The sequence below is a fragment of the Pseudomonas sp. SGAir0191 genome (genome assembly GCF_002812565.2).
In the GTDB taxonomy this organism is placed as follows: domain Bacteria; phylum Pseudomonadota; class Gammaproteobacteria; order Pseudomonadales; family Pseudomonadaceae; genus Aquipseudomonas; species Aquipseudomonas parafulva_B.
Map to the genome: position 1 here is coordinate 1234340 of NZ_CP025035.2, position 12533 is coordinate 1246872.

Sequence of the window (12533 nt, forward strand, 5' to 3'; positions counted from 1 at the left end):
CACGGGCTGAGCTTTCAGATGAAAGCACAATTTCGCTGCCAGCGCCTCACGCCAGTCCCTCACAGCTGCCTGTGATCCCTGATCAGGCCAGCAAGGCCTGTAAGGTCGCCAGGTCGTCGGCCTCCTCGACAGGCTTGTCCAGGCGCCAGCGCAACATGCGTGGAAAGCGCACGGCGATGCCGCTCTTGTGGCGCTTGGACAGAGCAATGCCTTCAAAGCCCAACTCGAACACCAGCGTGGGCGTTACGCTGCGCACGGGGCCGAAGGTTTCCTGGGTGGTCTTGCGCACGATGGCATCGACCTTGCGCATCTCCTCGTCGGTCAGGCCGGAATAGGCCTTGGCGAAGGGGATCAACGTGCGGTCCGGGGTGCCGGCAGGGCCGTCCCAGACTGCGAAGGTGTAGTCGCTGTACAGGCTGGCGCGCCGTCCGTGGCCACGCTGGGCGTAGATCAGCACGGCGTCGACGCTGAACGGATCGATCTTCCACTTCCACCAGGTGCCCATGTCCTTGGTGCGGCCAACGCCATACAGTGCCTCGCGCTGCTTGAGCATCATGCCTTCCACGCCCAGGCTGCGTGACTGCTCCCGCTGCCGGGCAAGGTCTGCCCAGTCGGGCCCTTGCAGCAGCGGGGAGAGCAGTACAGGCGCAAGTGGGTAGGCTTCAAGCACACGTTCGAGCTGCGCGCGCCGCTCATGCTGCGGGCGACTGCGCCAGTCCTCGCCTTGCCACTCCAGCAAGTCATAGGCCTGCAACACCACCGGGGCATCGCTCAACAACTTCTTGCCCAAGGTCTTGCGACCCAGGCGTTGCTGCAGCAGGGCGAAGGGCTGAACGGACGCCTCTGACTTGGCATCGCTCGCTTTCCAGACCAGGATCTCGCCATCGAGCACCACGCCATCGGGCAGGGTCTGGGCCAGGCTCTGCAACTCGGGAAAACGTTCGGTGACCAGCTCCTCGCCGCGCGACCATACCCACAGCTGCCCGTCGCGCTTGACCACCTGTGCCCGGATGCCATCCCACTTCCATTCGATTTGCCACGCGCTGGGCGACCCGAGCAGCGTATCGAACTGTTCAACCGGGGCTTGCAGGGGGTGGGCGAGAAAGAAGGGATAGGGCTGCCCGCCACGCTGACTATGCTCGTCGGCAGATTCGGGCGCTATCAGTTGAAGGTAGCGCTCGGCGGTTGGCCGGTGGCGGATGTCGGTATACCCGACCAACCGCTGGGCTACCCGTTTGGCGTCCAGTTCCGCCAACTGAGCCAGGGCGCGTGTGACCAGCAGTTTCGATACGCCGACGCGGAAACTGCCGGTGATCAGCTTCAGGCACAGCATCAGGCTGGGGCGATCCAGCCTTGCCCACAGAGGTGGCAGACGTTGCTGAAGTTCCTCCGGGGGCAGGCCGCGCAACGGCAGCAGGTAGGTTTCGACCCAATGCGCCAGACCTTCGTCATCGCCCTGCTGGGTGTCGGGCAACAACAGCGAAATGGTCTCGGCCAGATCGCCCACCGCCTGGTAGCTTTCCTCGAACAGCCAGTCCGGCAACCCTGCCATCGCGCCGGCCAGTTCGCGCAATACTCGGGTGGGCACCAGTTGACGCGGGCGCCCACCCGCCAGGAAATACACGGCCCAGGCGGCGTCATGGGCCGGTGCGCTGGCGAAGTATTCGCGCAGGGCCTGAAGCTTGGCATTGCTGGAGGTGGTGCCATCGAGGCGCAAGTACAGTTCGGCGAAGGCTTTCATGCGCCCGTCTCCCCGGCTGTGGCGTCATCTTCCTCACCGTATTCGGTGACGAACGCGCGGGCGTCGAGCCCCTGTTCATTCAGGTAACGCACCAGCACGCCCACCGACCCGTGGGTGACCATGACCCGTTCGGCGCCCGTCTGGCCGATGGCCCACAACAGCCCCGGCCAATCGGCGTGGTCCGAGAGCACGAAGCCTTTGTCCACACCACGTCTGCGCCGGGTGCCGCGCAGCAGCATCCAGCCACTGGCGAACGCATCGCTGTAATCGCCGAAGCGCCGCATCCAGCTGCTGCCGCCAGCGGACGGCGGGGCCATCACCAGGGCTGTGCGCAACAGCGGGTCGTTGCGTGCAATGTCGCCGGCATAGCGGGTTTCGGGCAGGTCCACCCCCGCTTCGCGATACACCCTGTTCAGCGGCTCGACGGCACCGTGCACCAGGATCGAGCCAATGCTGGGGTCCAGGCCATGCAAGATGCGCTGCGCCTTGCCGAAGGCGTAGCAGAACAGCACGCTGGCCTTGCCCTGTTCGCTGTTGGCCCGCCACCAGGCATTGATGCCGGCGAACACATCCGCCTGGGTCGGCCAGCGGTAGATGGGCAGGCCAAACGTCGATTCGGTGATGAAGGTATGGCAGCGCACTGGCTCGAAGGGCGCGCAGGTGCCGTCTGGCTCGACCTTGTAGTCGCCCGAGGCCACCCAGACCTCGCCCTGATATTCCAGGCGCACCTGTGCCGATCCCAGCACATGCCCGGCAGGGTGCAGGCTCAGGGTCACGCCGTGGTGCAACAGGCGCTCGCCGTAAGGCAGGGTCTGCAAGTTGATGTCCATGCCCAGGCGGCTTCGCAGGATACCGGCGCCGGGGTCTGCGGTGAGGTAATGGCGATTGCCGGAACGCGAGTGGTCACCGTGGCCGTGGGTGATCACGGCGCGGTCTACCGGCCGCCAGGGATCGATGTAGAAATCGCCGGGCGGACAGTACAGGCCTTCGGGTCGAGCGATGACGAGGTCCATGGCACACGCACTGGTAGGGAGTTACCAGTTAGGAGCCGCAGCGGCCAAGGGAAGTTCGACTGGTGGTTTGTTCATCCCTTGACCGTCGCAGCTGCTGCACGGCGCCGGCCTTTTCTACTTGCCCGGTACCAGGGTCAGGCGCTGGGTGCCATAGGCACGTGCGAAGTGCTGGGGCGCAAGCGGCATGACCGCGAAGCGGCCCTTGAACCAGGCATCGAGGCCATCCCCATGATGCGGGCTGGCCGGGTTGCCGGACTGGCCGCTGCTGGTCAGCACCTGCAGGGGTTCAGCCTGGCTGAAGTCCACGATCAGCCGCGCCGATGCCGGCAGGCGGGTGACGAAGTCGCTTCCCCAGGCGTAGGGGGTAAAGGCGAGCGTGCTGAAGTCGCCGCCTGCAGGCTGTGCAGGACGGCCGATGGCATCACCCAGCCCGTGGTAAGCCGGTGCGGGCCATTGGTACTGGTGCAGTTTGCCCCATTGCCAGGCGCTGCGATCGGCGCCCAGTTGGGCGATGCCCGTGTCCATTGCCGCAACCAGGCTGCGGGCCAGGATGGCGGGTTTGTCTTCCTTCTGGGGCGTACCGCGGTCGTCCCAGAACGGGCTGTCATCCCGGCCCAGCAGGTGATCGGCCTGGGCCGAGAACGACAGGCGTGCATTGCTCACGAATGCCTGCCAGGCCGCCCCGGACTCAGGCCCCAGTTCATCGAGGAACGTCTGACGGGCAACGGCCTGGAGGAACAGGGCGTACAGCGCAGCATCGGACGACACTGGGCTCAAGCGGCCATCGAACGCCTTGAGCCTGGCCAGCGCCGTACGGGCCTTGTCGCGCTGATCGGCGGGCAAGGCATTGATGGCCTGCTGCAGCGGGCCTGCCATGCCTGGCGCTTCGAACATCTGCTTGAGCTTGCCGGCCAACAAGGTGACCTGATCGTTCTGCAGCGCCATCAGGCTGCGGCCATCAATTCGGCCATTGCCGGCGAGCTGGCCCAGGCGCTCGGCACGCTCCGGGTAGTACCAGCTGCTCGACAGCTGCATGCCGTAGCCGCGTGGCAGGCTGCGCTGGTTGGCGTGGCCGATCCAGCCAGCAGTCGGATCCTGGTCGTACGGGTGCAGCATGGGGTCGGCATAGCCATCCCAGTCATAGCGCCCATCCCATCCCGGCGAAGGCAACAGGCCTTGGCCTTCTCGGCGGTTGGGGTAGCGCCCGCTCACCTGCCAGCCAATGTGCGAAGGTTCGGCAAAGACGAAGTTGAGCGCAGCAGCCGTGACATCACGGGTGCTGTCGAACGCGCGCTCCACGGTCTTGGCGCGGGTCAGGTCGAACAGTGCATCAAGGCTGCGATCACCCTTGAACTGCGGCAGGTTCAGGGCAAGGCCCAGGCTGGCATTGCCCGGCTGGCCGAGTAGGGTGCCATGACGCGTGTCATGCATCACTTCACGCTGTGGGCGCTCGCCGCGCACCAGGAAGGTCTCGGTGTGTGCCCTGGCTGCAACCCATTTGCCGTCCGCCAGGTAACTGACCTGGTTGCCTTGGTGGCGCAGCTTTTCCAGGAACAGGTCCTGGTTGTCGGCCATCACCGCGCTGCTGGTCCATGCCAGCTGGCCGTTGTAGCCAGCCAGCACGATCGGCAGGCCCGGCAGCGACAGGCCTGCCACCTGGTACTTGCTGGTGTGGATCTGTACCGGGCTCAGCGCCCAGACTGCACGGCTGTCGCTGGCCAGCAGGCTCTTGCCGCTGCGGCTGCGTTGCGGGCCGATGGCCAGGTTGGTTGAACCGGGGCTGCCCAGCAGGTCAAGGTCGACCAGTTTTTGGCTGGCAGCTGCCAGGGCAGACAACCCCGGCAACTGACTGGCAAGGTCCAGGCCCTTGAGCTTGGCTGCTTCGCCTTCGGCCAGCGGTTCGTCGGCGGCGCCGGGCAGCAGCCAGGCCAGCTTGTCACTGCCGACTTTCTGCGCCAGGGTCAAGGCGCTGATCTCTTCTTGCAGGTTGACCGACTGGCTGAAGGCATACAACGCGAATATCAGCGCGGAGTCTTCAGGCTTCCAGTATTCGGGGCGGTAGCCGCTGTTGGCCAGGTCCGCCGGCAGCTTGTCGCGGTAGCGGAACAGGTAGGCGTTGACCCCGCGCGCATAGACGTCGAAGAAGCGCTTGAGCCGTGGCGATGCGTCGGCGTACAGCTGTGCCGCGCTTTGCTTGAGGTTGGCGGCGCGCATCAAACGGTCGATATCCAGTGCATCGCGGCCGGCCACTTCAGCCAGCCGCCCCTGGGCCAGCAACCGCATGGCAACCATCTGCTCGATCCGGTCCCCGGCATGCACGTAGCCCAAGGTGAACAGCGCATCATGGAATGTGCTGCTCTCGATCAGCGGAGCGCCCATGGCATTGCGCCTGACCGACACGTTCTGGGCCAGGCCCTTGAGCGGCTGCACGCCGCTGGCCGGCGGCAGGCTGTCCTGTTGGGCAGTGGTCTGGCAACCGGCCAGGCCAAGTGAACCGAGCAGCAGGGCAGCCGTTGCAGCGCGCGGGCGGAAAAAGAAAAGGGCGGGGGCGGCCATGGCAAGGCTCCTGCAAGGCGTAGCGGGGATGGAAAGGCGCTAAGGTAGTGAGCAGGCCGCCTGGGTGCAAGGCCTGCCCTGGCTTTATTTCGGCACATCGGCCCAGCGCTGGATGAGTGGCAAGACCCTGTCGGCCATTTGCCAATCCCCGGCCGTGACGCCGGGGTATCCAGGGGCGCGTTGCAGCGGGTCAAACTTCGAAATGCACAGCCATGGCGTCTGAAAAGTGCGTGCAGTTGATGCGGGTGTACCGAACGTAGTTGCGCGTGATCGCAAAGGATTCGCCAGGCATCAGCAGTACATCGTGCTGTTCGAGTTGGCGCAAGAAAGGATGCAGGTTGGCAATATCGGGGTGATGGACCCACAGGAACATGCCGCCGTGCGGCGTGATGTCGAAGCGCCAGCCACGGTCTGTCAGCGTGCGCTGGGTCTGAACCTGCTGTCGAATCAGGCGTTGCTGCAAGTCGCTCATGTGCCTGGCGTAGGTGCCGTCGGTGAGGATCGTATTGACGAAGCGCTCGCAGAATGCAGGCACGGCCACGCAGGTGAGCAGTTTCAGGCGCATGAGCGGTTCGACCAGTGCAGCCGGGCAGGCGATGTAACCCACGCGCAGGGAGGCGGACAGGCACTTGGAGAAGCTGCCGATATAGATGACCTGCTGCAGGTTATCCAAGCCGGCGAAGGTCTGGCGCACACCCGGGCTGAAGTCGCCGTACACGTCGTCTTCGACGACGTAGAAGCCGTGTTCGATCGCCAGTCTCAGCACGCCGAAGGCGTTGTGCGGGCTGACGTTGCTACCGGTGGGGTTGTGGAATGTGCTGTTGCAGAAGAAGGCCTTGACCTTGTGCTGGGCCAGGTGCCGCTGCATGTCTTCAAGGTCCGGACCGTCTTGCAGCCGACGGATGCCGACCACGTGCCCCCCGGCCAGCTCGATCAGCTTGACCAGGTTGCCGTTGCAAGGCTCGTCAACGAACACGTGATCGCCAGGGGCGATCAGCAGGCGGGCCACCAGGTCCAGGGCCTGGGTGGCGCCCAAGGTGCTGATTAATTGCTGCGGGCCTACATCGATCTGGGTCATGCGCCGCAGGTGCACGCACAACTGCTTGCGCATGGGCAGGTAACCCTGGATGTCGCCATAGTCGGCCAGTGAGCTTTGCTCCAGGCGCGCCGTACGCCGCACGGCCTTGGCCAGCAGCTCGGTGTCGCGCCAGGCAGGGGGCAGCCAGCCGCAGCCGAGCTTGGTGTAGTGCTGGCCGCCTTGCAGCAGCTTGAACAGCGCGTCCCCGGCCATATGCCCGGGCGCCTCGTCCTTGGCTGGCGGCCGAGTGGTACCGGCCACGAAGTAGCCACGCCCTGGCACGGCCGTCAACAACCCTTCACTGACCAGGCGCCCATAGCTGGACACGACCTCGTGATAGGTTGCACCCGTACTCGCCGTGAGCTTGCGAATCGATGGCATGCGTTGCCCGGGCAGCCATTCGCTGGTAGCCAGACGCTGCCGGAGTTGATGAAGGAGAGTGTCAGCACGCATCGACTGGCCCGTCAGTGTTAGAAAAAACAGCCTAACAGTTAGCTGGAAACCGCGGCGACTGTTCGCCCGTGGTCAGCCGATCAGTGAGAAGCTTTGGCGCATTCATTTACTGCGCCTTCAGCGAGCACGCCATGAGCGAAACCCTGCCAGCACGCACCTACCTGTATTTCATCGCACAATCGGTCAACCTCACCACGGCTGTGATGTCCGTGACCATGGCAGCCCTTGTCGGTGCTGCCCTGGCACCCGATCCTGCGTGGGCGACGGTGCCCTACGGGTTTCAGTTTCTCTGCGTGATGCTGGCGACTTACCCGGTGTCGTGGCTGATGGAGCGCATCGGTCGTCGCCGCGCATTCATGCTGGGGGCTCTGCCCTTGGCCGTATCCGGCGTCAGCGGGTTCCTGGCCGTGCAGCACCAGCACTTTTTCGCCTTGATATTCAGCCACTGTGCCTTGGGGGTGTACATCGCGTTCGCCAACTTCAACCGGTTTGCCGCTACCGACAACCTGACACAACACCTCAAGGCGCGGGCGCTTTCACTGGTGGTGGCAGGCGGCGTGATCGCGGCCGTGGCGGGGCCGGCCTTGACCGGGTGGCTCAGGGATGTGGGCGGGTATCCACTGTTCTCGCTGTGCTATGCCGCCTTTATTGGTCTGGCGCTCGTGTCGTGGTTGATAGCCCTGTGTTTGCCCAAGGAGATGCCGGTGAATCGCCCGCAGCAGGGCCTGCAAGCGTCCGAGACGGTGCGACCTGCGCCACGCAGGGTGTTGGTGGTGGCAATGAGCGTGGCGGCGCTTGGATACGGCATCATGAACCTGTTGATGATCCAGGCTTCGCTGCACATGAAAGGTATGCACCAGGACTTCGCCGACGTGCGCATGGCCATCCAGTGGCATGTCGTGGCGATGTTTGCGCCGTCGTTCTTCACAGGCAGCATCATTCAACGATTGGGCATCAAGGTAACGATCTGCGCAGGGTTGGGCCTGTTCGTGGTGAGCACGGCCTTGAACATGGGGTCCAGCAGTTATGCAGTGATGACCGCGGCCCTGATCGCCCTGGGCCTGGGTTGGAACCTGACCTATGTGGGCGGGGGCGCGCTGCTGGCGCAGGCATTGCAGGACAGCCCGTGCGCGATGCGCCTGCAGGGCAAGAATGACCTGGCCATTGCCGTGTGTGCCACGCTCGGGGCCTTTACGCCTTCCTTGTTACTGGACACGGCAGGCTGGAAGGGCACCAACGGTCTGTGCATGGTGCTGTGCCTGGGGCTGTTGCTGGCCACCGCGCTACGGTTGCCAGCCAAGCCGGGCACCTCGGCGCCCAAGCTGCAGACCGCGCCGCGCCCGCGCTAACGGACAGGCGCGGTGCCGTCGAACGGCGGGGCGGCGGTCAGGCGCCGTGGCACTTCTTGAATTTCTTCTCGCTGCCGCACGGGCACGGGTCGTTGCGGCCAACATCCTTGAGGGCGTTGCGCACCGGCTCCTGGTGACCGTGGTTGCAGTGCGGCCCATGGACATGGCCGTGATCATGGTGATGATCGTGGTCGTGGTCGCAGTCAGGGCCGTGAACGTGAGGCTGTTGGGACATTGCGGGGTTACTCCAGGTAATGATCGCCGGGCATTATCTCACCACCGCGCAACAAGTGCAGGTTCCGATGGATCAACAGGCCGGTGCCCAGTTCGGCCTTGAGCGTGTATTTCAAAGGCTGGTGGCTCTTGAGCATCTTGGCCAGTGGCTTGAGGCGCTGCCACAGGTTGGTACGGGCGGTGATCTTGAAGGTGCGCTGGTCGTGTCCGCCAACGCTGCGCCACAGGCTGGCTTCGTCCTCTGCCAGCAGCACATCGTTCAACCGCAGGGCATAGGACAGGTTGCGGATGAACAGGCGACTGTCGTTGGGGTTTTCCACCCGCACATGGAGCACGAATTCCTGTTGCAGCAGGCGGGCCTTGACCGTTTCCACCCTGACCAGGTGGATCTCCGGTTGCCGCCAGGGCTCACCGCCCCAACTGACGCAGCCGCCCAGAAGCATCACCAGCAAGGCAGGCAGCAGGACACGCAGGCGGGTCATCATGCTCAGCCACCCACATAGCTGGCGCAGCATTTCTTGAATTTCTGCCCGCTTTGGCAAGGGCAGGGATCGTTGCGCGTGGCGTTCAGGCCCACGGTGGGGTCGATGAAATACCAGCGCCCTTCGTGCTGCACGAAGGCCGAGCGTTCGCGGTGCTGATGATCGCCGTCCTGGTCATGCCAGCGGGCAGTGAAGGTCACGAAGCCGTGCTCGGGCTGGCCACCGATCAGCTCGGCGTCCTCCACCTCCAAGCCCAGCCAGGTGCTCTGGGCACTCCAGGCGGCCATGGCGGCGCGATCAAGGCCGGCCTGCTGGGCTGGCAAGGTGGTCGCCACCAAGTAATCGACCAGCCCCAGCACATAGGCGCTGTAACGTGAGCGCATCAGCGCCTGGGCATCCGGTGCCGGCGTGCCGGCGTGGTAATGCCCGCAGCAGGCGTCGAGCAGGTTGCCACTGCCACATGGGCAGACCGAAACACTCATCATCACCACCAGTATTTGCCGAAGTTTTCAGGGTTGGCCCAGAACCGCGCGTTCAGCCAGTCAGGGACCTGCTTGTAGTCATGTAGATCATAGGTGAACAGGCTCAACACCTGCTGGTCGCGCTGAAACTTCTCGTTGGCCGACAGGGCCAGGGCGAAGAAGTCCGTGTCCTGCCAGCCGCAGGCCGCCAGGTCGGCCAGCACTGCGACTCGACTGGCGTTGAGATTGCGAATGCCACCAAGCAGTTCCAACCCGTTGCGCTTGGGCAGGTGCTCCAGGCAATCGACCAGAAGCGCCAGGTCGAAGCGCTGGGCTGCCAGTTCAGCCGGCAGCGGGCCCGGCGGCGCGCTCGCCAGGCTCGCCTGAGGGTGGGCCAGCAGGAAGGCGTCGAGTGCCGGGAACCGCGTGCCCACTAGCAGCAGGCGTTGCGGGGTGACGCGCTCGAGCAAGGCGGCGAGCGCCTGCTGTGGCGTGCGTTGGGAAAAACCGTCGGTCATTGCCAGTCCTCATCAAGATCAGCCAAGACTATCGGGCCAGCGCCTGTCGGCATAGGGCTGTGGCAGCCGGTCATGGCAAATGGCTGGCAGGCTGCGCAAGCAGCGTCTTTACTGCCCTGATCGGCCACGATGCCGATTCCCCCCTAAAAGAGGCTATGAAATGAGCATAGTACGCACAGCTGTACCTCTGGTTCTGCTCACCAGTGTGTTGACTGGTTGCGCGGGTTTGCAAAAGACCGACTGGCCCAAATGTGCGGCGGTCGGCGGTGTGGGCGGCGCGGCACTTGGCGCTATTGAAAGCTCGAGTTGGGCAGGTTGGGGTGCACTGCTCGGGGGCGGGCTTGCAGCGGGGTATTGCTGGGCCCATGGGGATGGCGATGAAGATGGCGACGGCGTACCGGACAGCCGCGACAAGTGCCCAGGTACACCGCGCGGCGTCCAGGTCGATGCTAACGGTTGCCCGCCGCCTGCGCCGCAGGTCGAAGCTGTGGTCGTCGAGCAGGTGGTGGTCGAGAAAGAAGAAGTGATCGTCATCCGCGACGTGCATTTCGAATTCGACTCTGCAAGGCTCACCGCTGCCGACAAGCAGCGCCTCAATACCATCGCCACACGCCTGAAGCAGGAAGCGCCTTCGGCCCGTTTGAGCGTGAGCGGCCACACCGACAGCGTGGGCGCCGACAGCTACAACCAGAAACTCTCCGAGCGCCGTGCCCATTCGGTTACCGACTATCTGGTTGAAAGCGGCATTCCGCGCAACAGCTTCGTGTCCGTGGTCGGGGCTGGCGAATCCCAACCGGTTGCCGACAACGCCACTGCCGAGGGGCGCGCGATGAACCGTCGTACGGAAATCAAGATCCAACGGTGAGGCAATGGCGCCCGCGCACCGTTACAGCGCGGGCGCTCTGCAATCGCCTTGGGCGGTAATGGCCGGAGGACTAGACCTTGCCGAGCAGGATATGCGCTGGCGCGGTTCCCGACCGAGCAGTTACTGTGAAACGGTCGCGTTGGCCATCCCGGCAGTACGCCATACGGTGGGGCAGAGCATGAAATTCATCTTGAGCCTGGGCAAGCTCCTGACCATAGTCTTCTGGGGCGTAGTGCTGTACAACCAGATGGTGCCGCAACCTGTGCCGTTGAACCTGTTGATCAACGCCACGGGCTTGATGTTGGCGCTGCTGCACCTGCTCGAAATGCTGGTGTTCAATGCCAGTCTGCGCGGCCGTAGCCATCGCTGGTTCGACCGTCTGCAGATCCTGTTGACGGGCATTTTCCACATCATGTCCATCCCCCGCGCGCAAGAGGCGCCACGAAATGCGTAATCTGATGTTGTTCGCCCTGCTGGCCGCGCCGCTTGCGCAGGCACAGAACCTGGAAGTACCCGCCAATTCCATGCTGCGCCTGCCGACCAAGTCGGCCGAGGTGCACCTGGAGCAGCTCAGGGTGGCGGACGATGCCACCTTGCTGCTTCCCGCCACGCTCGCCTCGCTGACGGTCGACCGGCTGGAGCTGGGCCGTGATGCCCGTATCGCCGTGGCACCGGCCGATACCCCGCTCCTGATCGAGGCCGCCAGTGCCAGCCTGGGTGCTGGCAGTGAGTTCAGTGCGCCGGGCGCGCCTGGGACCTATGAACGTGCCGCGCGCTCAGGGCGCGGGCTTGACCTCAAGCTTGCCCAGCTAGAGGGCGAACAACTGTCCATTGATGCCCGCGGTGGCGCGGGTGCGCCAGGGTTCGCCGGGCTCGATGGCGCCAACGGCCAGGCCGGTGGCTGCACCTGGGGCCGTGCCAGCCGTGGTTTCAACGGGGATGACGGCGGCAATGGCCACGACGGTGCGCCGGGTGGCCGAATTCGCCTGAGCGTACCCGAGGCTTTCCCGGCCGATCGCATCAGGGTGCGCCTTGACGGGGGCGCGCCGGGTAAGCCTGGTGCAGGAGGCCAGGCGGGCAAGGGCGGTGCGAGCAAGGGTTGCCTGGTCTACCGCACCTCGCCGGGCCACAGTGGCCGCGCCGGGCAACCGGGTCAGCCAGGCCTTGCCGGGGCTGCTGGCGAGCTGATCCTGCAGCGACTCTGATCGCTGCGGGTACGCTCAGAACATCAGGCGGGCACTGGCCACGGCGACCACGGCCAGGCCCAGCAGCAGGTTCACCCCCACCATCCGGCGGATGCGCCCCAGCACGGCCGCTGCCCCCGGCCAATCCTCGGCCTGGATCGCCGTTTTCATTTGCGGAAGCAGCAACGCCTGGATACGCATGAACAGGGCGAACATGACGATACCGCCCCCGATCATCACCTGGACGTACCGCGGCGCGGTTTCAAAGCCATTGAAGCGCAGGTGGATCATGCCCACGCCGCTTATCGCCAAAATCGCCACGGCCACCCAGATCCAGCCGAAGAAGCGTCGGAAAACTTCCGCCCATAACCGTAGCCTGGCAGGCCCGTCCAGCGCTGCAACCGTTGCCGGGCGCAGTACCATCCAGGCGAAGAACATGCCCCCCACCCAGACCAGGGCGGCCAGAACGTGCAGGGTGTAGGGCAGGGCAAAGGCAGTCATCCGGATCTCCATGCGGCATAAACAGCGTGAGCGGGGTATGATAGCCGCCCTATGCGCGATACTGAAAATATATCCAGCCCTTCGGGCGCCTGCACACC

13 protein-coding genes are annotated in these 12533 nt (G+C 64.7%); 4 read left to right on the forward strand and 9 right to left on the reverse strand.

Going from position 1 to position 12533, the window contains the following annotated elements; genetic code table 11:
• Positions 1–82: 82 nt before the first annotated feature.
• The 4 genes from CWR53_RS05565 to CWR53_RS05580 all read right to left on the reverse strand — a co-directional run bounded on the left by CWR53_RS05565 (position 83) and on the right by CWR53_RS05580 (position 6841).
• On the reverse strand, positions 83–1741 hold the full coding sequence (locus CWR53_RS05565) for an ATP-dependent DNA ligase (RefSeq protein ID WP_100850999.1): 1659 nt from the start codon (positions 1739–1741) through the stop codon (positions 83–85).
• Complete coding sequence (locus CWR53_RS05570; protein ID WP_100851000.1) at positions 1738–2754, reverse strand: ligase-associated DNA damage response exonuclease; 1017 nt, start codon at positions 2752–2754, stop codon at positions 1738–1740. Before CWR53_RS05570 ends, CWR53_RS05565 begins: the two co-directional genes overlap by 4 nt.
• 114 nt (positions 2755–2868) lie before the next feature.
• Entirely contained in the window at positions 2869–5310 is a 2442-nt protein-coding gene (locus CWR53_RS05575) for a penicillin acylase family protein (RefSeq protein ID WP_100851001.1), read from the reverse strand.
• Positions 5311–5500: 190 nt separating this feature from the next.
• Entirely contained in the window at positions 5501–6841 is a 1341-nt protein-coding gene (locus tag CWR53_RS05580; protein WP_058606048.1) for a PLP-dependent aminotransferase family protein, read from the reverse strand.
• 131 nt (positions 6842–6972) lie between these two features.
• Here CWR53_RS05580 and CWR53_RS05585 point away from each other — a divergent pair, with 131 nt between their 5' ends.
• On the forward strand, positions 6973–8190 hold the full coding sequence (locus CWR53_RS05585) for an MFS transporter (protein ID WP_100851002.1): 1218 nt from the start codon (positions 6973–6975) through the stop codon (positions 8188–8190).
• Positions 8191–8227: 37 nt separating this feature from the next.
• Here CWR53_RS05585 and CWR53_RS05590 read toward each other — a convergent pair whose 3' ends face one another.
• From CWR53_RS05590 to CWR53_RS05605, 4 genes are read right to left on the reverse strand one after another with little or no spacing between them, the layout of a single operon-like run.
• On the reverse strand, positions 8228–8425 hold the full coding sequence (locus CWR53_RS05590; RefSeq protein ID WP_023535239.1) for an SEC-C metal-binding domain-containing protein: 198 nt from the start codon (positions 8423–8425) through the stop codon (positions 8228–8230).
• Positions 8426–8432: 7 nt separating this feature from the next.
• Complete coding sequence (locus tag CWR53_RS05595; RefSeq protein WP_100851003.1) at positions 8433–8909, reverse strand: LEA type 2 family protein; 477 nt, start codon at positions 8907–8909, stop codon at positions 8433–8435.
• Positions 8910–8911: 2 nt separating this feature from the next.
• Positions 8912–9388 carry a YchJ family protein gene (locus tag CWR53_RS05600; RefSeq protein WP_058606045.1) on the reverse strand — a complete coding sequence of 159 codons (477 nt, stop codon included), beginning with the start codon at positions 9386–9388 and terminating at the stop codon, positions 8912–8914.
• A gap of 2 nt (positions 9389–9390) precedes the next feature.
• Positions 9391–9885, reverse strand: coding sequence for a DUF6231 family protein (locus CWR53_RS05605; RefSeq protein WP_100851004.1), 495 nt, complete (start codon positions 9883–9885; stop codon positions 9391–9393).
• A gap of 160 nt (positions 9886–10045) precedes the next feature.
• Between CWR53_RS05605 and CWR53_RS05610 the strand changes: the two genes are divergently transcribed.
• The 3 genes from CWR53_RS05610 (at position 10046) to CWR53_RS05620 (ending at position 11955) form a co-directional block, all read left to right on the forward strand.
• Positions 10046–10750, forward strand: a complete 705-nt coding sequence (locus CWR53_RS05610) for an OmpA family protein (RefSeq protein ID WP_027915328.1) — start codon at positions 10046–10048, stop codon at positions 10748–10750.
• A 178-nt stretch (positions 10751–10928) separates the two neighbouring features.
• Positions 10929–11204 (forward strand): DUF1145 domain-containing protein, encoded by a 276-nt coding sequence (locus CWR53_RS05615; RefSeq protein ID WP_058606062.1) that lies wholly within the window; start codon positions 10929–10931, stop codon positions 11202–11204.
• Positions 11197–11955: a hypothetical protein gene (locus CWR53_RS05620; protein WP_100851005.1), complete on the forward strand. Its 759-nt coding sequence runs from the start codon at positions 11197–11199 to the stop codon at positions 11953–11955. Before CWR53_RS05615 ends, CWR53_RS05620 begins: the two co-directional genes overlap by 8 nt.
• A 15-nt stretch (positions 11956–11970) precedes the next feature.
• Here the strand turns inward: CWR53_RS05620 and CWR53_RS05625 are convergent, their stop codons facing one another.
• Positions 11971–12435 carry a CopD family protein gene (locus CWR53_RS05625; RefSeq protein WP_100851006.1) on the reverse strand — a complete coding sequence of 155 codons (465 nt, stop codon included), beginning with the start codon at positions 12433–12435 and terminating at the stop codon, positions 11971–11973.
• Positions 12436–12533: the final 98 nt, after the last annotated feature.